Consider the following 22,390-nt stretch of genomic DNA (forward strand, 5'->3'; position numbering starts at 1 on the left):
GGACGGACCAGCCGGCGGCAAGGCTCCGTCGGACTGCCCACTCACAGCGGGAGGCGGACGGGTTTGGACCTCGATGGGTGGGGAAAAATGCGCCCATCCGACGGGTCGCCGAACCGGTCCGGGAGGGGACGCGGGCGGCGGGAAGGCGGCGCAGGACGGGGTGGTGACCTTTTCGCGCCGGGCGCCGTCAAGCCGGCTCCGCCGCCGCCGGCTCCGCCTTCGGAACGTGATGGCGGCCGCGGGGTCCGCGCAGGGCCAGGATCGGTTCCAGCTCCTCCGCCAGGACCGGGCGGCTGAACAGATACCCCTGGAAGCTCTCGCATTTCAGGCTGCGCAGAAGCTGGAGCTGCGCCTCCGTCTCCACCCCCTCGGCGACCACCGACAGGCCCAGGCTGCGCCCCAGCCCGACGATGGCGCGCGGGATGGAATCGCCCGTCCCGTCCTGCTCCAGATCGTGGATGAAGGAGCGGTCGATCTTCAGCTTGTCGATCGGGAAGCGGTGCAGGTAGTTGAGCGACGAGTAGCCGGTGCCGAAATCGTCCAGCGCGATCAGGCACCCACGCTGCTTCAGCGCGCGCAGCGTCGCGATGGCCGACGGGATGTCGTCGATCAGGGTGCCCTCGGTCACCTCGATCTCCAGCTCCCAGCCCTGGAGGCCGTTGCGGTCGAGCGCGGCGGCCACCTTGGCGGGAAGCTGCCCGTCGCGGAACTGCTGGGCGGAGACGTTGACGGCGACCGGCACCGTCAGGCCGATCTGGTCGCGCCAGCGGCGGATCTGGGCGCACACCTCGTCCAGCACCCAATCGCCGATGGCCTGGATCAGGCCGGTTTCCTCGGCCACGGGCAGGAAGCGGTTGGGCATGATGAGGCCGGCTTCCGGATGGCGCCAGCGCAGCAGGGCCTCCACCCCGACCACGAGGTCGTCGGAAATGCGCAGCTGCGGCTGGTAGACCAGGAACAGCTCGCGGTTCTGCAAGGCACGGCGCAGCGCCGCCTCCAGGTCGAGACGCTCGCGGGACCGCGCGCCCATCTCGCGCGTCACGAAGCGGTAGGCGTTCCGCCCGGCGTCCTTGGCGTTGTACATCGCGATGTCGGCGCAGCGGATCAGCCCCTCCGCGTCCTCCGCGTCGTCGGGGAACAGGCTGATGCCGATGCTGGGCGACACCACGAAGTTCCGCCCGCCGATGGTGAAGGGAGCGGCGAGCTGCGCCATCACCTTTTCCGCCACCGCGGCGGCCACGCCCGGCGTCTCGATGTTGGGAACGACGATCAGGAATTCGTCGCCGCCCAGCCGCCCCACCGTGTCCGACGGACGCATCGCGCCGTGCAGCCGCCGCGCCACCGACCGCAGCACCTCGTCACCGAAGGAATGGCCAAGGCTGTCGTTGATGATCTTGAAGCGGTCGAGGTCGATGAACAGGACGGCCGCCCGCGCGCCGTCGCGCCGCGCGTCCCGGGCCGCCTGGGCGATGCGGTCGAACAGCAGGACGCGGTTGGGCAGGCCGGTCAGCGGGTCGTAATGGGCCAGATAGTGGACGTGCTGCTCGGCCCGCCGCTTGTCGCCGATGTCCTCGACGAAGGCCATGACGAAGGGCGGATCGCCGGGGGTGGACACCGGCTGGAGATGAAGGGAGAAGTGGCTGTGCCGCCCACCGGCCAGCAGCAGGCGGTCGACCTCCAGCCGCACGCTCTCCCCGGCGATGGCGGAGTCGATGGCGGCGCTCACCGCCGGGTCCGGCGCGCGCAGCCTGGCGTCGGTTCCGATCAACCCGTCGCGCCCCACCCCGACCGCGCGGGCGAAGGCGGGGTTGCAGTCGGTGATCCTGGCGTCCGGCCCGATGAGGGCGATGCCGAGCGGCGCCTGGTTGAACAGCAGGTCCAGCTCCGTCTCGCGCCGGCGCAGCGACGCGGTGATGCGCCCGGCGATCACCAGCGCCCGGTGGCGGGTCACGGCCAGCGCCCACAGCAGGACGGACAGCAGCAGGCTGAGCGACAGCCCCGTCGCCAGGACCAGCAGCGGCTTCCAGCTGCCCACGCCCTCCTCGAAACCCGGCCGGCTCTCGTACTGGACCGACCAGACGCGGTTGCCCAGGGCGATGTCCCGGCTCGCGGTCAGCAACGGCCGGTCCGACGACTCCGGGCGGCTGCGGTAGAGCGGGAACTCCCGGCGCCCCTCGAACACCGTCGCCGCGACGTCGCCCATCCGGCCGAACACGGCCTCGGCCAGGGGCGCGATCTGGATGGGGGTCATCACCAGACCGGCGAAGGCGGCCCGCCGCTGCTCCTGCGTGGCGGGGCTCTGCCCGTCGCGGTAGACGGCCTGGTAGACCATGACGGCCGGCGGCGAAGGCTCGCCGTCGTCGAGCCTCAGGGCTGCGGCGCGGATGACCGTCGGGTCGCCGCTGTCCCGCGCCTGCTCCGCGGCGGCGCGGCGCACCGGCTCCGCCAGCAGGTCGTAGCCGAGCGTGCGCAGGGTGCGTTCGTTGGCCGGGGCGGCGTACAGGGTGACGAGCCGCATCGGACCGGGCGCTTCCGGCCAGATCCGGAAGCCGCGCAGCCCGTCCATCCGGGCCTGCGTGACCAGCTCCGGGCCGGTCCATTGATCGGCGACCCGCGCGAAGGCGACGGCGGTGATCCCCGGATAGCGCTCGGCGAGGTGCAGCCCGTCCACGAACCGGTTCCATTCCGCACGCTTCACGTCGGGATATGCGGTGAACAGGGCGGCGGCGGAACGCGTCACCTGCACATAGACCTGGATCTGGCTCTCGAAACGGCGGTGCAGCTCCTCCACCCGCAGGGCGAACCGGCCCTCGGCATCCGCGGCGACGCGCTGGCGGGTGTCGTTCCAGACCAGCGCGGTCAGCACAAGCGCGGCCAGCAGGGCCAGGAGAGGGAGGCGCTTGGGGATGGCAACCGAATCGCTCATGGAATCGGCCATCGAATCGGTCGAGGGCTCGCCCGGCGCAAGGTCGATCGGATCGGGGTTGGAAGACCTCTGCATGGGGCCGTACCGAAGCTGACGGTGACGCCGCCCAACCGGATTTCCGCCCGTGGGGGACGACGCGCACCGGTAGACCTTAACCAGATTGGGCCCGTGCGAGAAGCGTATAAATATTTACGGAATCGCCCGTTGCGTGCGGCGGCGCTCAAAATTCCTGCAACACCTTGGGGCTGTTCTGCAAAAGCGTTTCGATCATGCCGAGGATCTGCTCGATCTTGGTGCGGGTGGCGTCCAGCTCGTCGGCGGTCTTGTCGTCGATGCCGGCTTCCATCAGCATCATGTCGAAGGCGTTCAAAGTCTCCGAGAAGGCCTTCTGCTCCGCCTGGAGCACGTCGAAGGCGCCGAGCGAGCTGGTCAGCGCCAAGGGCGGGTCGCTGACGAAGGCGTGGCTGATGTCGGTGAAGTGGGCGATGGCCGTCAGCTTCTGCCGGATCACCCATTGCGGAAAGTTCGGCGGCAGGTCGTTCCCCGTCTCGGGCAGGCGTTCCTGAATGGAGAAGACCAGCCCCTGGATGTCCAGATAGGCGTTCCGGATCTCGCGGAAATGGGGGAAGGTCTTGGGCTTGCCGGCGTTGCGGACACGGCCCAGCCGGGCGTTGTCGTCGGTCAGCTTGCGCGCCATCTGAACCACGATGTTCGCCACCTTCCCCATCGCCCCGTCATCCTTTTGCTTCGCGGCTGTCACGAATCTATAGCACGCACCGCCCGGCCGAGGGCAGGACGTTCACTTCGCCGCCCGGCCCTCCGCCTGCGGCAGGCGGTCGCCCACCCCGCGGAGCAGCGCCTCGCGCGCCGCGTCGTCGGGCGCCGCGTCCAGCGCCCGGTGCAGGTCCAGCAGGAAGGCGGCGTAGCGGTTGTGCCAGTCCCGGCCGGCGGCCACGGCCTCCGGCTCCAGCCGCGGCGGGCCATCCGGTGCCCGCGCCGGGGCGGCGGCGGTCAGGTCGGCCACCTCGTCCAGTTCGGGCAGGCGGATCAGCGCCGGGTCCCAGCCGCGGCGGACCAGGGCGTCGCGCAGGCCGGCGCGGGCTTCCTCCTCGCCATGCACCAGGAACAGGCCGCGCCCCACCCCCTGCCGCGCCGCCACCCAGGCCAGCAGACTGCTGCGGTCGGCGTGGCCGGAATACACGTCCAGCGACCGGACGCGGGCGCGCACCGCGATCTCCTCGCCATGGATGCGCACGCTCGCCGCCCCCTGCTGCAGCAGGTGGCCCAGCGTGCCCGGCGCCTGATAGCCGACCAGCAGGACCGTGGCCTCCGGGCGCCACAGATGGTTCTTCAGGTGATGGCGGATGCGCCCGGCGTCGCACATGCCGCTGGCCGCCATGATGATGGCGCCGCCCTTGATCGCGTTGAGCGTCTGGCTTTCCGCGACGGAGCGCACGCGGTGCAGGTTGGGCCGGGCGAAGGGATCGCCGTCGGTGCCGAGATCGGCCAGATGGCGGCGGAACACCCCGGTGACGGAGTCGGCCAACGGAGAGTCGAGGAACACGTCGACCAGCGGGATCTCGCCACGGTCGAACAGCCGGTTCAGATCGTAGAGAAGCTCCTGCGTGCGCTCCACCGCGAAGGCCGGGATCAGCAGCGGGCCTCCCGCGGCGAGCGCCGCCCGCACCTCGTCGCGCAGCAGGGCCTGCCGCTCAGCCTCGCCCACCTCGACCCGCTCGCGGTTGCCATAGGTGGTCTCCAGCACCATCCAGTCGGGCCGCGGCGGCCCCTCCGCGTCGGCGTGGAAGGCCTTGCCGCCCGGCCCGAGGTCGCCGGAGAACAGGATCGTCTCCGCCGTCCCGCCGCGCGTCACCTCCAATTCCACCGACGCCGAGCCGAGGATGTGCCCGGCCTGCCAGAAGCGGGCGCGGATGCCGGGCAGCACCTTCACCCACTCCCCGTAATCGACCGCGTGCAGATGGCGGATGGCCGCCTGGGCGTCGGCCTGGGTGTAGATCGGCTCCACCGCCGGGCGCCCGCGCTGGCGGTTGCGGCGGTTCAGCCGCTCCACCTCCGTCTCCTGGATGTAGCCGCTGTCGGGCAGCATGTAGGCCAGCAGGTCGGCGGTGCCGGCGGTGGTGTGCACCCGCCCCTTGAAGCCCTGGCGGACCAGCTTCGGCAGCAGGCCGGAATGGTCGATGTGGGCGTGGGTGAGCAGCACCGCCTTCACGGCGGACGGCTTGAAGGGGAAGGGCCGGTAGTTCAGCTCCTTGACCGTCTTGGTGCCCTGGAACAGGCCGCAGTCGATCAACAGGTCGCCGTCGCCGGTCCGGATGCGGAAGCAGGAGCCGGTGACCGTGCCGACGGCGCCGTGGAAGGTGAGGGACAGTGTCATGGCGAAACCCCGCCTTGTTGTGCCCTGTCCCCCTATCCTGCCTGACGAAGGGTTACCGGCCCGTCAACAGGGCGCCATCAACAGGAGGCTGCCAGCGCGTCGGCGATCAGCCGGGCGAGCGGCAGGGCGTTGCTGGGGTGCGGAACCCCGTCGCAGGACAACGGCGTTCCCAACCCTTCGGATTGGAAACGGGCGGCCACGGCGGCGTCGAACAGGGCGTGGACCCCGAACACCCGGACCGACGTTGCCCCCGCGGCCCGCGCCGCCCGCGCGCAGGAGAAGATGGTCTCGCCGGAGCTGATGACGTCGTCGACGATCACCACCGGCCGGCCGGCCAGGGGCGCGCCGTCGGGCAGGGTCACCGTCACGTCGCGGTCGCCGCGCCGCTCCTTGCGCCCGACCAGGGCGGTGAGGCCGAGCGGCCCGGCCACCGCCTCGACCAGCGGGGCGGCCTCCTCGTCCGGGCCGACGATCACGGTGTCGGGCGCGGCCCCGTCCTGGCGCAGCCGCTCGGCGATGGCCCCGGCGCCGCTGAGGCAGACGGAGGGGCGCCCGACGAACACCTCGTCCAGCGTATGGGTGCGGTGGAGGTGCGGCTCGACGCAGATGAAGCGGTCGAACAGCCGGCCCAGCCACTCCCCCACCACCGTCTGGCTCACCGGCTCGCCGGGGCGGAACACCGCGTCCTGGCGCATGTAGGCCATGTAGGGGGCGACGAGGCACAGCTCCGTGGCGCCCTGGCGGCGCAGGACGGAGGCGGCGAGCGTCAGTTCCACCAGCTTGTCGTTCGGACGGTCGAGCGAGCGGTAGACCACCGCCCGCTCCACGGGTTCGGGCAGGCGGACGAGGCTTTCGCCATCCGGAAAGCGGTGCAGTTCGGCGATGTGGCAGGGAACGTTCAGGGCTTCGGCCAGACGCCGCGCGCCGTCGGCCGATTCCGGAAATCCGTAGACGCCCGTATAGCGGGCCATGCTGTCCCCTCTGCGTTGCGCGCCCGGACATGGGCGCCCCGATCGGCCCGTACTATGCCGCAAGGGCCGCGGCGCGGCGACCACGACCTTAGGCGCAACGTTACCGTGAAGGCGATAGGACGGCCGGAACGGTGCGCCTGGAATTGTCCCCGCGGAGTCCGCCACTCATTGACCGCAGACAAAGGGATGAGGCAGTTTCCCGCGATGCGCGTGCTCATTGCCGACGATACGGTCCTGATGCGCACCATGCTCTCGGAGCAGGTGGTGTCCTACGGGCATGACGTGATCCTGGCCAGGGATGGCCGGGAAGCGCTGGATCTTGCCCAGAACGAACCCTTCGACATCGCCATCATCGATTGGGAGATGCCGCGGCTGTCGGGGCTGGAGGTGTGCTGGCTTCTGAAAGCCGATCCGCGCACCGCCTACAGCTACCTCATCCTGATGACGTCCCACGACGAACCCTTCTACGAGATGAAGGCGCTGGACGCCGGAGCGGACGACTTCATCCACAAGCCGGTCAACCGCGCCCACCTGAAGGCGCGGCTGAAGGCGGGCGGCCGCATCACCGAAATGCACCGGCTGCTGGCCGCGCAGGCGCAGACCGACCCGCTGACCGGCGTCGCCAACCGGCGCGCCCTTCTGGAGCGCGCGGACGAGGAGATCCGGCGGGCGCTGCGGTCGCGGCAGCCGCTGTCCCTGCTGATCGCCGACATCGACCATTTCAAGCGCATCAACGACAGCCGCGGCCACGCCGCCGGCGACGCGGCCTTGCAGCGATTCGTCCAGACGCTGGGCGACGCCCTGCGCCCCGGCGACCTGATCGGGCGCTATGGCGGGGAGGAGTTCGTGGTTCTGCTCCCCAACACCACGCTGGCCGATGCGTCGGTCGTGGCGGAGCGGTTGCGCCAGCGCGTCGCCGCGCAGGAGATGGGGCCGAACGGCGATCCGTTCCGCATGACCGCCAGCTTCGGCGTCGCCCCTGTGACGCCGGAGGCGCCCGGCGGCATCGACGACGCGCTCCGGGTGGCCGACGCCGCGCTCTATCGGGCGAAGGCCGAAGGGCGGAACCGCGTGGTCCCCTCGCCCTAGGTTCTGTTCTCAAAGGCTGTGAGGGTTTGGCTGTGCCCTGTTGAAGGGGGATGGCACGATCTGAACTGAGCGATGAGCAGCTTCAGCATTTGCTGGAGTTGCTTCCGCCGGAACGCCCGTGGACGGGCCGGCCGGCGCGGGACCTGGAGCGCACCGTGCGGGCGATCCTGTGGGTGAACCGCACCGGCTCGCCCTGGCGCGATCTTCCGGCCGAGTACGGTCCCTGGCAGACGGCGGCCAACCGCTTCTACCGCTGGCGCAAGGCCGGGGTATGGGAGCGCGTGTTGGAACTGGTTCAGGCCGAGGCGGATGAGGCCGGCAAGTTGGACTGGAGCCTGCACCAAGTCGACAGCACAGTGGTCCGCGCCCACCAGCACGCCGCCGGCGCAAAAGGGGGCAGTTGAACCAAGCGCTTGGCCGCTCGCGCGGCGGCTTCTCAACCAAGATCCACCTGCGCGCCGACCGCCACGGCCAACCGCTCGCTTTCGTGCTGAGCCCCGGTCAAGCCGCCGACCAGAGCGCGTTGACGGTGCTGATGGAGGCGGTCGCAGTGCGCCGAGTGGCAGGTGGACGACCGCGGGAAAGACCCGAGCGCGTGGTCGCTGACCGCGCCTACTCCAGCCAAGCCATCCGCCGCTACCTGCGTCGGCGCGGGATCGGGGCGGTGATCCCACAGCCCTCCAGCCAGAAGCCCTGTGCTCTGGTGGATTGGGCCGCCTATCGCTCCCGCAACGCCATCGAGCGCCTGATCAACCGCCTCAAACAGTTCCGTCGCATCGCCACCCGATACGAGAAACTCGCCGCCAACTACCTCGCCATGGTCCACATCGGGGCTATCCGACTATGGCTCAGGGTTTGAGAACAGGACCTAACCGTTCACGCCCCGCCTCGCCCACCCGTCTCCGGCAGCGATGGCAACCGGATGCGGGGGGAGAGGCGATGCGCCATGTCCATGTGGCGTTTCTGGAGGGAACGAAGGTCCTGATCGTCCGGCGGCGCGAGATCAGCACCTGGTGGGGCCGGGGTCCGGCGGAGCCGCGGATCGTCGATGCCGCGGGCCAGTGGGCGGTTCCCGGCGGCGGCTACGAAAGCGTCACCAGCCCCCTCACGGCGCTCCAGCGCCTGTTCCACGAACAGACCGGCCTCGCCTTCCCCGATTGCCGGGCGGCGGAGCCCTGGCGCCCCACCTCGCGGAGCTTCACGCTGTATTTCGTCCCGGTGACCGGGCTGGAGTCGCTGGCCTCTTCGATCACCCTGCGGGTGGCACCGTCCGCCATCACGCCCGGACGCCCGGCGGGCGGCGCCATCGTGAATTGGGAATTGTCCTCGGCCCATGTCGTGCCGCTCGCCAAGGTGGTCGCCCATCTGGGGGTGCGGCAGCCGGTCTCGCACGAGAACCAGCTTGCCATCACCCGGCAGGCGATGCGCTCGCCCTCCTCCCAGTCGATCGAGCGCTACGCGACCATGGCCGCGATCATCGCCTTGCAGTGAGCCCGTCCCGGTGGCCTCAGCCCTTGCCTTCGCCGGGCGGCGTGCGGACGGCGGTGGCGGCGAGATACTGGGCCGCCGTGCGCAGCAGGAACTCCGCCACGGCCATGTCGCCCAGGTCGCGGTCGGGGCCGCCCAAACGATGGCGGCGGTCGGCGTCGATCAGGCCGGTGGCGATCACCTGGGCGGTCAGCCACGCCCGCTGGTCCTCATCCGGCACGCCGGCCATGCGCTCCAGCATCTCGTTGCAGGCGTGGTCGATCGTCCCCAGGCCGGGCCGGTCGGACGACAGGTAGCTGGACTCGTTGCGCGGCGCCGGTTCCCCGACGTAGGAGCGGGCGAGCAGCGCCGTCTCCAGGGTCAGGCGGAAGGCGGTGCGGCGCGGCCGCCCCTTCCGCCGCAGGCGCAGCGCCATCATGGTGAAGAGCTGGGCCACCGCCTCCACCCGCTCCGCCGGCACCTCGTCGAGGATGTCGACGATCTCGGCGCTGACGGCGTTGCGCGGCGCCTTCTCGCCGGGCCGCACCACCGCGGTGGCGAAGACGGCGATCAGGGTGCGCAGGGCGTCGGCCTGCTCCACGGGAGAGATGCGGCCGATCTGGGCGGGATCGAACATGGGGGGCGCTCCGCTCTGGCTGAGAGGGATGGACAACTCCTCTCAACAATGTTGGGACGCTCGGGCCGGTCAGGAATCCCCCTCCTTCGGGTCGATGGTCTCCGCCCGCCGGCTGATCAGCTGGTAGAGCCCCAGCCCGAGCACCATGAAGACGATGACCATCAGGAGGATGGCCGGATACACCATGTCGCTCATGTCCGAGGTCCGCGCCTCGAACACCAGCACCAGCCCTTCCAGGCTGGCGGCGATGATGATGGTGGTCAGGAACTTGGTCAGGGTGCGCCGCGCCTCGTCGGCGTGCCGCAACTCGCGGTCGTGCTCCAGCTCCTCCTCGTAGAGATACTTGGCGATCTCGAAGACGGCGATGGCCAGCACGATCATGCCCACCCCGTTCAGCAGCCCGTGCGTCGTCGCCTCGATGTCGAGGAGCAGGAGGCTGTGAAACACCGAGTAGGCGGCCACGCCGATGAACACCAGGGCGAACAGCATCAACACGCCGGTCGCCAGGAAATACATGACGCGCGACGCCTTCTGAAATCCGTTCCCCACGATCCGTTTCCCTTTCCGACGCGAGAGCCTGTCCTGCGGCTGACAACGCATCGTCCCGGCTTTCGGACCGCCGCCTTGCGGGTCACCCCGGAAGGGAAGGTGGAACCGGCGGCCCCGTGCGCGTGTTTGGAGTCAGGCAGCACAGGGGATTGTGCCTCCTCGACAGGCTCCGCCGCGCTCCCTGAAGCGGCGGAGCCTTTCTTTTCCAACCCCTTGTCTTGTCCCACCCCTTGCGTTTATGGCTGCGGTGCCGGACCACGCCGACCACGGAACCGCCCCATGCCCGAGACCACGCTCCCCACCGCCGAGTCCCTGCACGCCCTGCTGGACCGCTTTCTGCGCTGCCCGTCGGAGCCGCTGCGCGGCGAATTGAACCAAGCGCTGACCGCCTTCCAGACGGCCTGGATCCATGCCCGCGCCGGACAGGATGCCCCGGCGGCGCCCCCGCCCGCTCCCGCAGCGCCCAACCGTGCACCGGCGAAGCCGAAATTCCCGATCGCCGCCGCCGATCTGGCGGTGCTGGAACGGATGGCCGAAGGCTGGGTCCCCACCGCGGCGGAGATTCCCCGCTGGGTCTGGTTCGAGAACCGGGAACTGGTGACGATGGAGCCCAACCCCGCCGGCAGCGGGCCGGAGGTGATGCGCCTCGCCCCCGCCGGCTGGGCCGCGCTGGGCCGCCAGCCGGGCTGAGAAGCGGCCGGCAAAGAAGCGGCCAACAAAAAAGGGGCCCAAAAAAAGGGGAGGCCGAAGCCTCCCCTTTCCCATTCGGCAACCGGTTCCGGCTTACTTCGGAACCTTGCCCTGCACGCCCTCGACGTACCAGTCCATCTTCAGGATCTGCTCGTCGGTGGCCTGCTTGCCTTCGGCGATCACGACCTTGCCGGACTGGTCCTTCACAGGCCCCTGGAAGGAGTGGCGCTTGCCTTCCATGATGTCGGTGCGGGTCTTCTCCGCCGCCGCGACGACGTCGGCCGGGAGCGCCGGGTTGTAGGGGGCCAGGAACAGCATGTGGTCCTTGAAGCCGCCCCAGGTGTCCTGCGACTTCCAGGAGCCGTCCAGCGCCGCCTTGACGCGGTTCACATAGTACTCGCGCCAATCGTCCACGATGGCGGTCAGATGCGCCTTCGGGCCGAAGCGGGTCATGTCGGACGACTGGCCGAACACCCACAGGCCGCGCTCCTGCGCGACCTGGATGGCCGCCGGGCTGTCGGTGTGCAGCGAGATCACGTCGGCGCCCTGGTCGATCAGCGCCTTGGCGGCCTCGGCTTCCTTGCCGGGGTCGTACCAGCTGTTCACCCAGACGACGCGGACCTCGGCCTTGGGGTTCACCTCGCGCATGGCGATGGTGAAGGCGTTGATGCCGCTGACCACCTCGGGGATCGGGAAGGATCCGATGTAGCCGATGATGTTCGACTTGGTCATCTTACCGGCGATCTGGCCGATGACCGTGCGGGCCTCGTAGAAGCGCGCGGAGTAGGTGGCGACGTTGGCCGAACGCTTGTAGCCGGTGGCGTGCTCGAACTTCACGTCGGGGTGGCGCTGCGCGACCTTCAGCGTCGGGTTCATGAAGCCGAAGGAGGTCGTGAAGATCAGCTTGTGGCCGGAGGAGGCGAGCTGCTCGATCACGCGCTCGGCGTCGGCGCCCTCGGGCACGTTCTCGACGAAGGTGGTGGTGACCTTGTCGCCCAGCTCCTTCTCCACGGCCAGACGGCCCTGGTCGTGCTGGTAGCTGTAGCCGTGGTCGCTGATCGGACCGACATAGACGAAGCCGACCTTCATCTTCTCCTGCGCGTCGGCCGCGCCGACGCCCAGCGCCAGCATGGCGGCGCCGGTGGCCAGACCCATCAGGGCCTTGCCCATGGTCCTTCTGTTCACGTGTTTGCTCCCTGATCCAATTGATTGAGCACGAACATAAGACTTGCAAACATCCCGGCGCCCGTCAGGCGTCGACCCGTCAGGCGTCGGGATGGAAAACCTTCCCGAGGCTGGCCGGCGCGTTCAGCCGGATTCGGGCGACATCGCGTGAAATCACCACCAGGACGATGACGGTAGCCAGATAAGGCAGCATCGACAAGAGTTGTGACGGAATGTCGATTCCCAGCCCCTGGACGTGGAGCTGCGCGATGGTCACCCCGCCGAACAGCCAGGCGCCGAGCAGCACGCGGCCCGGCTTCCAGGTCGCGAAGACCACCAGCGCCAGCGCGATCCAGCCGCGCCCCGAGGAGATGCCCTCCGCCCACATCGGCGTGTAGTCGAGCGACAGAAAGGCCCCGCCCATGCCGCTCATGGCGCCGCCGAACAGCACGGCGAGGAAGCGGATGCGGATGACCTTGTAGCCGAGCGCATGGGCCGCCGCGTGGTTCTCGCCGACGGCGCGCAGGATCAGCCCCTTGCGCGTGGCGTAGAGGAACCAGTGCACGGCCGGCACCGCCGCCAGCGCCAGATAGACCAGCGCGTCCTGCCCGAACAGCGCCTTGCCGATCACCGGCAGGTCGGTCAGGCCGGGGATGTAGAGTTCCGGCACGTCGGCGATGGGAATGCCGACGAAGCCCTGCCCGATCAGCGCCGACAGGCCGACACCGAACAGCGTCAGCGCGAGGCCGGTCGCCACCTGATTGGCGAGCAGGAGCAGGGTCAGCACGCCGAACAGCGCCGCCATGCCCGCCCCCGCCGCGGCCCCCGCGACGAAGCCGAGCGTGGAGCTGCCGGTCTGTACCGCCACGGCGAAGCCGCAGACGGCGCCCACCAGCATCATGCCCTCGACGCCCAGGTTCAGGACACCGGACTTCTCCACCACCAGCTCGCCGAGTGCGGCGAACAGCAGCGGCGTGGCGGCGGCCAGCATGGCCGCCAGGATCGGGCCGAGAAGGGCCAGTTCGGCGCTCATGCCGCGGCCCTCCCCACAACAGCCCGCTTCGCGCCGAAGCGCAGGCGGTATCGGATCAGCACGTCGGTCGCCAGCAGGAAGAACAGCAGCATGCCCTGGAACACGCCGGTGATGGCCTTCGGCAGGCCCAGCGCGATCTGCGCCGCCTCGCCGCCGATGAAGGACAGCGCCATCAAGAAGCCGGCCAGCAGGATGCCCACCGGGTGCAGCCGCCCCAGGAAGGCGACGATGATGGCGGTGTAGCCGTAGCCGGGGGAGATGGTCGGGTTCATCTGCCCGATCGGCCCGGCGACCTCACCCAGCCCGGCCAGACCGGCCAGCGCGCCGGACAGCAGCAGCGTCAGCCAGATGATCTTCTTCTGGTTGAAACCGGCGTAGCCCGCCGCCGTCGGGGTCAGGCCGATGACCTTGATCTGGAAGCCGATGAAGGTCCGCGCCATCAGGAACCAGCCCAACCCCACCGCCAGCAGGGCGAACAGCGAGCCCAGGTGCACGCGCGTCCCGGCGACCAGCAGCGGCAGCACCGCGTCGGCCTCGAACAGGCGGGACTCCGGGAAGGCGAAGCCGTCCGGGTCGCGGTAAGGGCCGTGCATCAGGTAGTTCAGCAGGTGCAGCGCCACGTAGTTCAGCATCAGGCTGGTCAGGATCTCGCTGGCGTTGAAGCGCACCCGCAGGAAGGCGGGGATCGCCGCCCACAGCGCGCCACCGGCCATGCCCGCGACGATCATCAGCGGCAGCAGCCACCAGCCGCCCTCGCCGTAGAAGGCCAGCGCCAGACCGCCGCCGGTGATGGCGCCGAGCGTGAGCTGCCCCTCGGCCCCGATGTTCCACACGTTGGCGCGGAAGCCGATGGCCAGCCCGATGGCGCAGAGCACCAGCGGGGTCGCCTTGACCGCCAGCTCGCCCAGGCCGCGCACCGACATCAGCGGCGCGATGAAGAAGGCGTGCAGCGCCTTCACCGGGTCGAAGCCCATGGCCCAGAACAGCAGGAAGCCGCTGACGAGCGTGAGCGCGACCGCCAGCAGCGGCGTCGCGTAGACCATCGCGCGCGACGCTTCGCCGCGGGGTTCGAGACGGAGGAGGGTCATGCCCGTGCCTTACCGAGGATTGCCCCCTCTCCCCCCTGGGGAGAGGGTTGGGGTGAGGGGGTTGCGCAGGGCGCGGCGTTCGGCAGAAGGGCATCCCCCTCACCCTCCCCTCTCCCCAGGGGGGAGAGGGTATGAAGCGTCGGTCCCATCACTCCTCATCCTCGTCGGGCGGGTGGTTGAACAGGCCGCCCATCAGCAGGCCGATCTCCTCCACGCTGGTGTGGTGGGTGGGGCGGCTTTCCGACAAATGGCCGTGGAACAGCACGGCGATGCGGTCGCTCAGCACGAACAGCTCGTCTAGATCCTGGCTGATGACCAGGACGGCGGCGCCGGAGCGCGCGAGGTCGATCAGCGCCCGGTGGATCGCCGCGGCGGCGCCCGCGTCCACGCCCCAGGTCGGCTGGCCAACCACCAGAAGGCGCGGCTTCTGCAGGATCTCGCGGCCGATGATGAACTTCTGGAGGTTGCCGCCCGACAGCGACCGCGCCTCCGCCCGGTGTCCATGGGTGACCACGTTGAAGGCGCCGATGATCCGCTCGGCGTAGGAGCGCGCGCGCCCGAAATGCACCAGTCCGCTGCGCACCAGCGGCTCGCGGGCGTAGCCGGAGAGCAGCGCGTTCTCCGACAGGCTCAGCTCCGGCACGGCGCCGCGGCCCAGCCGCTCCTCCGGCACGAAGGCGAGGCCGAGCAGGCGCCGTTCGCGCGGGCCGAGATGGCCGGAGGGCCGCCCCTCGATGGCGACCGACGCCGGGTCCGGCACCAGAGCCTCGCCGCTCAGCGCGGCCATCAGCTCCGCCTGCCCGTTGCCGGCCACCCCGGCGATGCCGAGGATCTCGCCGGCCCGCACCTCGAAGGACACGTCCTTCAGGTTGGTGGCGAAGGGGTTGTCGGAGGTGGTGGAGAGATGCCGCACCTGCAGCTTCGCCGCCCCGGCCTCGCCCTGCGGCAGCCGCTCCGGGGTCGACAGCTCGGTGCCGATCATCATCTCGGCGAGGCTGCGCGCGGTTTCCTTGCGCGGGTCGCAGCTCCCCACGACGCGCCCGCCGCGCAGCACCGTGGCGGTGTCGCAAAGCGCGCGGATCTCCTCCAGCTTGTGGCTGATGTAGAGGATCGTGCAGCCCTCCGCCGCCAGACGGCGCAGCGTCTCGAACAGGCGGGTCGCCTCCTGCGGCGTCAGGACCGAGGTCGGCTCGTCCATGATCAGCAGCTTGGGGTCCTGGAGCAGGCAGCGCACGATCTCCACCCGCTGCCGCTCGCCGACCGACAGGTTGTGGACGTGGCGGCGCGGGTCCAGCGACAGGCCGTAGCGCTCCGACACCTCGGCGATGCGCGCCGACAGCGCGTCCATCGGACCGGGCTGGTCGAGGCCGAGCGAGATGTTCTCGGCGACCGTCAGCGTGTCGAACAGGGAGAAATGCTGGAACACCATGCCGATGCCCAGGCGGCGGGCGCCCGCCGGGTCGGGGATGCGGGTGTCCTGCCCGTTCCACAAAATCTGGCCGGCGTCGGCGTGCAGCACGCCGTAGATGATCTTCACCAGCGTCGACTTGCCGGCGCCGTTCTCGCCCAGCAGCGCGTGGATCTCGCCCGGCCGGAGGACGAGATCGACCTGATCGTTCGCCAGGCAGCCCGGAAAGCGCTTGGTGATGCCGCGCAGTTCGAGCCGGTGCGGAGGGGATGACACGGATGGGGAATCCAAGGAGACGGACCGGGTAGGGGTGAAGTCGGCAGGGCATTGCCAAAGCCATGCCACTTTCGGAGAGTCTTGCCCGTCAAGGCTGTTCGCCGTCAACAGGGGAAGCGGTTGCCCAGCCTGCGGTCATTCGCCCCGTTCCGGGCGCCCGGGCAGCCCAACAAAGCGGCAGATGACCCAACAAATCAGCAGTTGCTTCGCACACGGACAGATGCCACGCCGCCGCACGGTTGACAAGAGGCCGCCGTCGTCATCAGCTATGGAAAGGGCCGCCATTTCCGGCGGCCTTTCCTTATGGAGCTTTTGGAATGAACCGCAAGTCGATGCTCGGCGATCCGCCGCCGATCCGAATCACCCCCCATGACCTTGGGCGTCTCGACGTCCTTCTCGCCCATCTCAGCCAGCCCGCCGGCGTCATCGACTTCCTCCAGCGCGAGGTCGACCGTGCCGATGTCGCGGATTCCCCCGACGGCGGCGGCACGCCCTTCGTCCGGCTCGGCAGCCGGGTCACCTTCGCGGACGACCGGGGCACGCGGCACACCGCCACACTCATCACACCGGACGAAGCGGCCCGGCGCCAGGACGGCATCTCGATCCTGACCCCGGTGGGCGCCGCCCTGCTCGGCCTGTCCGAGGGGCAATCCATCGCCTACGGCACGCTCGACGGCCGCACCAAGTCGGTGCAGGTCCTGCGGATCGAACCTCCGGCGGGCCCTCCGGCGGGCTGACGGCCCGCCTGAAGGACCGTCTGACGGTCCATCGACCACGGCTTGCACCGTGGCGCGTCCGCTGAAAAGGCGGACGCGCCATGCAAGGGCCCGCCCCTCGCCACCCTTGCCTCCCCTGCCCCCTTCGCCCAACTATCGGGGACTTGAACGGGACATTCGGAGCACGGGCATGACGGCGGAACAGGCGGGCTACGCGATCCTGGAGGACCGGGGCGTGATCGCGGTCGCAGGCGAGGACCGGGCGGCCTTCCTGCAAGGGCTGGTGTCCAACGACGTGCGCCGCGTCGCAGCGGACCGCGCCGTCTACGCCCTGTTCCTGACCCCGCAGGGCAAGTTCCTGCACGACTTCCGCATCGCCGAATCGGACGGCGCCCTTCTGCTCGACCCCGAGACGGACCGGCGGGAGGAATTCCTGCGCCGCCTGAAGATGTACAAGCTGCGCTCCAAGATCACGCTGGAGGACCGGGCCGGCGCCCTGGTGGCCGTCGCGCTGTTCGGCGGCGACGCCCTCGCCCGGCTGGGCCTGCCCGACGAGGCCGGTGCGGCGGTGCCCTTCGCCGGCGGCGTCGCCTTCACCGACCCCCGCCTGCCGGCGCTGGGCGCCCGCGCCTTCCTGCCGCGCGACGGCGTCACGGCGGCTTTGGAGGCGGCGGGCTTCGCGCCGCGCGGCGCGGAGGACTACGACCGGCTGCGCCTGTCGCTCGGCGTTCCGGAGGGCAGCCGCGACCTCACGCCCGACAAGGCGCTGCCCCTGGAGAACGATCTGGACGACCTCAACGCCATCTCCTGGGACAAGGGCTGCTACATGGGGCAGGAGCTGACCGCCCGCACCAAGTACCGCGCCCTGATCAGGAAGAAGCTGTTTCCGGTCACGCTGGACGGCCCTCTGCCCGCCCCCGGCACGCCGGTGACGCTCGACGGCAAGGAAGTCGGCGAGATTCGCAGCGGTCACGGTTCCTCCGCCCTGGCGTTGTTGCGGCTGGAAGACCTCACCCGTGCGGGGCAAGACGGATTGGTCTTGACAGCGGGAGAGGCCACAGTCACGCCGGCAAAGCCAGTCTGGGCAAGCTTTTGAGTTCTGCGTCAGTTTTATTCCCGAAACTTGCACGGACTAGCCGAAAGATTTTTTCGATTTTCCGCGTGACCATTCCCTCCAAACCCCTGTTGTCGATCTGCCTTACCGAGACAAACCAAGGCACTCAACCGACACGCCGAAACACGGAGAGGAGTGAGTTATGCGGAGGGAAATCATCGCGGCTGCGTCCGTCCTGGCGCTGATGACCGGCACGGCGATGGCGCAGACGACGTCGCCGACCACCGGCAGCCCCGCCACAGGCGCCCCGACCGCGACCGAGATGAACAACAGCGGCAGCACCATGCCGGGCGGCAGCGCCGCGACCGGCAGCGCCTCCGGCCTGACCGGCGGCACGCTGGCCAGCGCCGAGAACATGATGGGCAAGAACGTCTACGGCACCGACAACGAGAAGGTCGGCGAGGTCGAGGACATCATCCTCGACAGCAACGGCCAGGCCCAGCAGCTCGTGATCTCCTCGGGCGGCTTCCTCGGCATCGGCGAGAAGCAGATCGCCGTGGACATCAGCAACGCCAACTGGGACGCCCAGCAGGAGCGCGTTCAGCTCTCGGGGATGACTCGCGATCAGGTGAAGGCCATGCCGGAGTTCGAATACTCCGACACCACCACCTCGCTGAACCGGAACAAGGACAAGGCCGGCGACACGGTGAACGGCGCTGCCAGCCGTGACGCCACCGGCACCAGCGGCACCATGACCGCTCCGGGCGGCGCCACCGGCACCCCGCCGGCCGCCCCGACGGGCACCGGCCAGTAACAGCGGGCCAGTAACAGCCGGCCAATCGCCGACGTTACCGTCACGAAAAGCCCCCGCGGTCCAGCGCCGCGGGGGCTTTTCCCTGTTCAAAACCGCATTTACGGGCGTGCGACGTGCCAGACGTTGTTGACGCCGTCGCCGGTGGTGTCGCCCGGCTTGCCGTCCTTGGCCCAGCCGTAGAGAGGCTTGCCCTTGTAGGCCCACTGCATGGAGCCGTCGTCGCGGGTGACGACCGAATAGTCGCCCATCGCCTTGGCGCCCGCCGGGGCCATCAACGGCGGCCAGTTGGTGGCGCACTGCCCGTTGCAGGCGGACTTGCCGCCCGCATCGCGGTCGAAGACGTAGAGCGTCATCCCCTTGCTGTCGGTCAGCACGGGGCCGCCGGCCGACTGGCCGGTCTTGGCGGGCATGGCGCCCTGCGCGAAGGCGGCCGGCACGAAGATGGACGGCGCCACGAGGCCGAGCGCGGTCGCGGTCGCGGCAACGGCGGTAAAGCGGGTGAAGCGGTGCATGGACGGAACCTCCCTGTCGTGATGGGGCGGGTGATCGAACCCGGCCCTCACTGACAGGACGCCCGCCGCGGCGCTTTATTCCGTCCTCACCCGATCGATGATCAGGCCCGCAGCAGATCGACGAAGCGGCGGCAGGCGGCGATGTCGACGCGCAGGGCGGCGCGGCGCTTGGTTGCCTCCGGGTCCTCGCCCCAGGCCTCGATCTGGAAGGTCTCGTCGAGCTGCGACACCTCGAACGCCTCCTCGGCGTCGATGCGGCCCTCGACCAGCGCCAGCGCGACGATCAGCGAGCCGCAGGAGCCGGTGGCGGTCTGGAGCGCCGACAGCGTCCAATCGTCGTAGGCTTCCACCGCGTTGCGCAGGGCGCGCAGCGCCTCGGGCGGCTGCGGCTTGGGCATCAGCCCGGCGTTGACGTGCAGCGGCGCGTCGTAGCGCAGCGTCGCCCAGTCGAGCAGCGGCTGCCACCGCTGCGCCTGCCGCTCCACCAGCGTCCTGGGATGCTCCGCGCGGTAGCAGAGCAGGTCCGTCTCCGCATAGGCGGCCACGCCGTCCACGATGGCGGCGCGGCCCTTGCCGATCAGGTCCACCGCCGTGCTGGCGAGCTGCATCAGCGGCATGCTGTCCGGGGCGATGTCCTCGGGCTGCGCGTCCCATTCGGCGGCGACGGCCTGGGCCAGCGGCCAGCTCGCGAAGACCAGCGGCGCCTTGGCCGGGCTGCGGATCGGGCGGTTGTCCAGGCGCACCTCGAAGCCGCCGCCGGCGGCCTCGTCGACGGAGGCGGTCTTGTAGAAGCGCTTCATCAGGGTCCTTCGAATGCTCTCTTATCGGTGCAACAGGTCCAGCACGGCGCCGGCCACCGCCCGCCCGCGATGGACGATGCGGTCGGCCCCGGCGGCCTCCAGCTCGGCCACCGCGTGATAGCCCCAGGAGACGCCGACCGACGCGACCCGCGCGTTGCGGGCCATTTGGATGTCGTAGGTGGTGTCGCCGATCACAACCGTCCGCGCCGCCTCCACGCCGGTTTCGGCCAGGGCGCGGTAGACCATGTCGGGGTGCGGCTTGCCGGGGCCGATGTCGCTGGTCTGGAGCGTGACGAAACGCTCCGTCAGCCCGTGGTGGGCCAGCACGGCGTCCAGTCCGCGCCGCGACTTGCCGGTCGCCACGCCCAGCAGCACGCCTTCCGCCTCCAGCGCGTCCAGCGTGTCGCGCAGACCGGGGAACAGCGGCTCGTGCAGGTCGCCGCGGTGGCGCAGCGCGGCGAAGGCGTCCTTGTAGCTTTCCGCGACGGCCACATGGCGCTCGGTGTCCAGGTCCGGCAGCAGTTGCGACACCGCCTGCACCAGCGGCAGGCCGACCATGCGGCGCACCTCCAGCGGGTCCGGCTCGCCCAGACCGTGGGCGGCCCAGGCGGTGGTCATGGCGTCGATGATGGCGAACTGGCTGTCCACCAGCGTGCCGTCGCAATCGAACAGGGCCAGCCGCAGCGGACGGGCATTCTCTGAGCTGCTCACGGGCATCGCCTCCGGGACGCGGGTCGTACCGGTCTTATGCGGGCCGCGCTGCCAAAGCGCAACTCACTTTGCGGATTGCCTCGGCTCCGGGCGCCAGTGGAGCAGATGCACCGCCCCGCCCAGCAGCAGCCCCCAGAAGGCCGAGCCCACCCCGGCGAAGGACAGGCCGGAGGCGGTCACCAGCATCGTGACCAGGGCGGCGGTTCGGTTCGCCTCCACCTGCACGGCGCCCATCAGGGCGGACCCGAAGGCCCCGACCAGGGCCAGCCCGGCCACCGCCTCGATCAGGATCGGCGGGGAGCGGGTGACCATCACCGCCGTTACTCCGGCCAGCCCGGCGAACAGGATGTAGCCGATGCCGCTGACGAAGGCGGCCTGCCAGCGCCGCGCCGGGTTCGGGTCGGCGTCCGGGCTGGCGCAGAGCGCCGCGGTGATCGCCGCGAGGTTGACGGTCGGCGCGCCGCCCAGCGCCGTCAGGGCGGAAGCCGCCCCCGTCGCCAGGAAGATCGGGCGGGTCGGCGGCGTGTAGTTGTAGGTCGCCAGCACGGCAAGGCCGGGGATGTTCTGCGACGCCATGGTGACGACGAACAGCGGCAGCGCGATGCCGACCATCGCCTCCCAGGTGAAGACCGGCTGGACGAAGGTCACGCCCGGCCACAGCGCGCCGGACAGCGCCGCGCCGCCGGACAAACCGCCGGCCAAACCGCCGGCCAAACCACCGGAAGAGTCCAGCGCCATCGCCCCCAGCGCCACCGCCACCGCGGCGGGCACGGCGTAGAGCCGCGCCACCCGCCCCACCACCGCCCAGGTGGCCAGCACCAGGAGCGCCATCCCCGGCGCCTGCGACACCGCCAGGAAGGGGGCGAGGCACAGCTTCAGCAGGATGCCCGCCAGCATGCCGTTGGCCAGCGGCTTCGGGATCGTGGCGATCCAGCGGCCCAGCGGCGACCACAGCCCGGCCAGGACGATCAGCACCCCGGTCACCACGAAGGCGCCCACCGCGGCGGCGAACCCGCCCTCCACCGCCCCGGTGGCGGCGAGCAGGGCCATGCCCGGCGTCGTCCAGGCGATGCTGATCGGCTTGCGCCGGTGCAGGCTCAACCCCATCGCCGTCAGCCCCATGGCGAGACCGACCAGGACGAGGCCCGACACCACCTGCTCCGTGCTGGCGCCCACGGCGGTCAGGCCATGGATGACCACCGCCACCGAACTGGCGTAGCCGACCAGGGCCGCCAGCAGGCCGGCGCCGACCGCGCGCAGGGAGAGCCCCGTGGAAAGGCCCGTCGCCGGGACGGTGTCGGAAGAGGACATGGCGCGGAACCCTCCGTCAGGGATGCAGGACGATGAGAAGGGTGATAGATTGGATCCAATATCCTGACAAGGGGAGATCACGCATGGCGGTCAACGACGGGCTGTCGCGCCTCGTGGCGCGGGCACGGCCGCGCCATCGCACCACCACGGAGTTCGTGGAGGCGACGCTGCGCGAAGCGATCCTGACCGGGGTCATCGCGCCCGGCACGCCGTTGCGGCAGGAGGAACTGGCGGAGACCTTCGGAGTCAGCCGCATGCCGGTGCGCGAGGCGCTGCGCCAGCTGGAGGCGCGGGCGCTGGCCGAGTTCCACCCGCACCGCGGCGCGGTCGTCGCGGAAATCTCGGCGGCGGACGGCGCCGACATCGGGGCGATCCGCATGGCGCTGGAGCCGATGGCGCTGCGCCTGTCGCTGCCCGGCCTGACGGCGGCGGACCTCGATCAGGCGGAGGAGCTGATCGCCGAGATGGATGGGGAGGCCGATCCGGGCCGCATGGGAGAGCTGAACCGGCGCTTCCACATGACGCTCTACGCGCGGGCCGGACGCCCCCGGCTGCTGGCCCTGACGGAGCAGCATCTCTTGGCCGCCGACCGTTATCTGCGATTCCAGTTCGCGGCGCTGGGCTATCGGCCGCGGTCGCAGGACGAGCACCGCGCGCTGCTGGCCGCCTGCCGGGCGGGGGACGCGGACACGGCCTGCCGGCTGGTCACCGAGCATGTCGGGCAGGCGGCGGAGCAGCTCACGGCGTTTCTGGAGGGGCGCGAAGCGGGGTAACCCGCT

The 22,390-nt window shown here is 70.3% G+C and carries 21 protein-coding genes and 1 pseudogene; 8 read left to right on the forward strand and 14 right to left on the reverse strand.

Going from position 1 to position 22,390, the window contains the following annotated elements:
* Nucleotides 1–187 precede the first annotated feature (187 nt).
* The 4 genes from TSH58p_RS06150 to TSH58p_RS06165 form a co-directional block, all read right to left on the reverse strand.
* Nucleotides 188–2,926, reverse strand: a complete 2,739-nt coding sequence (locus tag TSH58p_RS06150) for an EAL domain-containing protein (protein WP_109469296.1) — start codon at nt 2,924–2,926, stop codon at nt 188–190.
* A gap of 220 nt (nt 2,927–3,146) precedes the next feature.
* Nucleotides 3,147–3,653, reverse strand: coding sequence for a hypothetical protein (locus tag TSH58p_RS06155; protein WP_109469174.1), 507 nt, complete (start codon nt 3,651–3,653; stop codon nt 3,147–3,149).
* 72 nt (nt 3,654–3,725) lie between these two features.
* Nucleotides 3,726–5,321, reverse strand: a complete 1,596-nt coding sequence (locus TSH58p_RS06160; protein ID WP_109469175.1) for an MBL fold metallo-hydrolase — start codon at nt 5,319–5,321, stop codon at nt 3,726–3,728.
* Between the two features lie 77 nt (nt 5,322–5,398).
* Nucleotides 5,399–6,292: a ribose-phosphate diphosphokinase gene (locus TSH58p_RS06165; protein ID WP_109469176.1), complete on the reverse strand. Its 894-nt coding sequence runs from the start codon at nt 6,290–6,292 to the stop codon at nt 5,399–5,401.
* A gap of 204 nt (nt 6,293–6,496) precedes the next feature.
* On the opposite strand from TSH58p_RS06165, the gene TSH58p_RS06170 reads away from it, so the two are divergent.
* The 3 genes and pseudogenes from TSH58p_RS06170 (at nt 6,497) to TSH58p_RS06180 (ending at nt 8,872) form a co-directional block, all read left to right on the forward strand.
* Entirely contained in the window at nt 6,497–7,381 is an 885-nt protein-coding gene (locus TSH58p_RS06170) for a diguanylate cyclase (RefSeq protein ID WP_162600029.1), read from the forward strand.
* Between the two features lie 50 nt (nt 7,382–7,431).
* Nucleotides 7,432–8,240 (forward strand): annotated as a pseudogene (locus TSH58p_RS06175) (IS5 family transposase).
* 80 nt (nt 8,241–8,320) lie between these two features.
* Entirely contained in the window at nt 8,321–8,872 is a 552-nt protein-coding gene (locus tag TSH58p_RS06180; RefSeq protein ID WP_109072735.1) for an NUDIX domain-containing protein, read from the forward strand.
* Nucleotides 8,873–8,888: 16 nt separating this feature from the next.
* Here the strand turns inward: TSH58p_RS06180 and TSH58p_RS06185 are convergent, their stop codons facing one another.
* Nucleotides 8,889–9,485 (reverse strand): hypothetical protein, encoded by a 597-nt coding sequence (locus tag TSH58p_RS06185; RefSeq protein WP_109072736.1) that lies wholly within the window; start codon nt 9,483–9,485, stop codon nt 8,889–8,891.
* Between the two features lie 69 nt (nt 9,486–9,554).
* The gene (locus TSH58p_RS06190; RefSeq protein WP_109072737.1) at nt 9,555–10,034 is read right to left on the reverse strand and encodes a hypothetical protein; all 480 of its coding nucleotides are present in this window, start codon (nt 10,032–10,034) and stop codon (nt 9,555–9,557) included.
* A gap of 279 nt (nt 10,035–10,313) precedes the next feature.
* On the opposite strand from TSH58p_RS06190, the gene TSH58p_RS06195 reads away from it, so the two are divergent.
* Nucleotides 10,314–10,724, forward strand: a complete 411-nt coding sequence (locus tag TSH58p_RS06195) for a hypothetical protein (protein ID WP_109072738.1) — start codon at nt 10,314–10,316, stop codon at nt 10,722–10,724.
* A 93-nt stretch (nt 10,725–10,817) separates the two neighbouring features.
* Here TSH58p_RS06195 and TSH58p_RS06200 read toward each other — a convergent pair whose 3' ends face one another.
* The 4 genes from TSH58p_RS06200 to TSH58p_RS06215 form a co-directional block, all read right to left on the reverse strand.
* Nucleotides 10,818–11,894, reverse strand: coding sequence for a BMP family ABC transporter substrate-binding protein (locus TSH58p_RS06200; protein WP_014240078.1), 1,077 nt, complete (start codon nt 11,892–11,894; stop codon nt 10,818–10,820).
* Between the two features lie 94 nt (nt 11,895–11,988).
* Complete coding sequence (locus TSH58p_RS06205; RefSeq protein ID WP_109072739.1) at nt 11,989–12,921, reverse strand: ABC transporter permease; 933 nt, start codon at nt 12,919–12,921, stop codon at nt 11,989–11,991.
* Complete coding sequence (locus TSH58p_RS06210) at nt 12,918–14,009, reverse strand: ABC transporter permease (RefSeq protein ID WP_109072740.1); 1,092 nt, start codon at nt 14,007–14,009, stop codon at nt 12,918–12,920. Before TSH58p_RS06210 ends, TSH58p_RS06205 begins: the two co-directional genes overlap by 4 nt.
* Nucleotides 14,010–14,157: 148 nt before the next feature.
* The gene (locus TSH58p_RS06215) at nt 14,158–15,693 is read right to left on the reverse strand and encodes an ABC transporter ATP-binding protein (RefSeq protein WP_109072741.1); all 1,536 of its coding nucleotides are present in this window, start codon (nt 15,691–15,693) and stop codon (nt 14,158–14,160) included.
* A 317-nt stretch (nt 15,694–16,010) separates the two neighbouring features.
* Here TSH58p_RS06215 and TSH58p_RS06220 point away from each other — a divergent pair, with 317 nt between their 5' ends.
* The 3 genes from TSH58p_RS06220 to TSH58p_RS06230 all read left to right on the forward strand — a co-directional run bounded on the left by TSH58p_RS06220 (nt 16,011) and on the right by TSH58p_RS06230 (nt 18,277).
* Nucleotides 16,011–16,430, forward strand: coding sequence for a GreA/GreB family elongation factor (locus tag TSH58p_RS06220; protein ID WP_109072742.1), 420 nt, complete (start codon nt 16,011–16,013; stop codon nt 16,428–16,430).
* Nucleotides 16,431–16,599: 169 nt separating this feature from the next.
* A complete protein-coding gene (locus TSH58p_RS06225) occupies nt 16,600–17,505 on the forward strand; it encodes a folate-binding protein YgfZ (protein ID WP_109072743.1) in 906 nt (301 codons plus the stop codon).
* 160 nt (nt 17,506–17,665) lie between these two features.
* Nucleotides 17,666–18,277, forward strand: a complete 612-nt coding sequence (locus TSH58p_RS06230) for a PRC-barrel domain-containing protein (RefSeq protein ID WP_109072744.1) — start codon at nt 17,666–17,668, stop codon at nt 18,275–18,277.
* Nucleotides 18,278–18,375: 98 nt separating this feature from the next.
* Here TSH58p_RS06230 and TSH58p_RS06235 read toward each other — a convergent pair whose 3' ends face one another.
* The 4 genes from TSH58p_RS06235 to TSH58p_RS06250 form a co-directional block, all read right to left on the reverse strand.
* A complete protein-coding gene (locus tag TSH58p_RS06235) occupies nt 18,376–18,789 on the reverse strand; it encodes a hypothetical protein (protein ID WP_199230251.1) in 414 nt (137 codons plus the stop codon).
* 101 nt (nt 18,790–18,890) lie between these two features.
* Nucleotides 18,891–19,589, reverse strand: a complete 699-nt coding sequence (locus tag TSH58p_RS06240; protein ID WP_109072745.1) for an ATP12 family chaperone protein — start codon at nt 19,587–19,589, stop codon at nt 18,891–18,893.
* Nucleotides 19,590–19,610: 21 nt separating this feature from the next.
* Nucleotides 19,611–20,300 (reverse strand): HAD-IA family hydrolase, encoded by a 690-nt coding sequence (locus TSH58p_RS06245; protein WP_247874310.1) that lies wholly within the window; start codon nt 20,298–20,300, stop codon nt 19,611–19,613.
* Between the two features lie 63 nt (nt 20,301–20,363).
* Nucleotides 20,364–21,611, reverse strand: coding sequence for a benzoate/H(+) symporter BenE family transporter (locus TSH58p_RS06250; protein WP_109469178.1), 1,248 nt, complete (start codon nt 21,609–21,611; stop codon nt 20,364–20,366).
* Nucleotides 21,612–21,694: 83 nt separating this feature from the next.
* Here TSH58p_RS06250 and TSH58p_RS06255 point away from each other — a divergent pair, with 83 nt between their 5' ends.
* On the forward strand, nt 21,695–22,384 hold the full coding sequence (locus TSH58p_RS06255; RefSeq protein ID WP_109071703.1) for a GntR family transcriptional regulator: 690 nt from the start codon (nt 21,695–21,697) through the stop codon (nt 22,382–22,384).
* Nucleotides 22,385–22,390 lie beyond the last annotated feature (6 nt).

This window comes from Azospirillum sp. TSH58 (assembly GCF_003119115.1).
Taxonomy (GTDB): Bacteria; Pseudomonadota; Alphaproteobacteria; order Azospirillales; family Azospirillaceae; genus Azospirillum.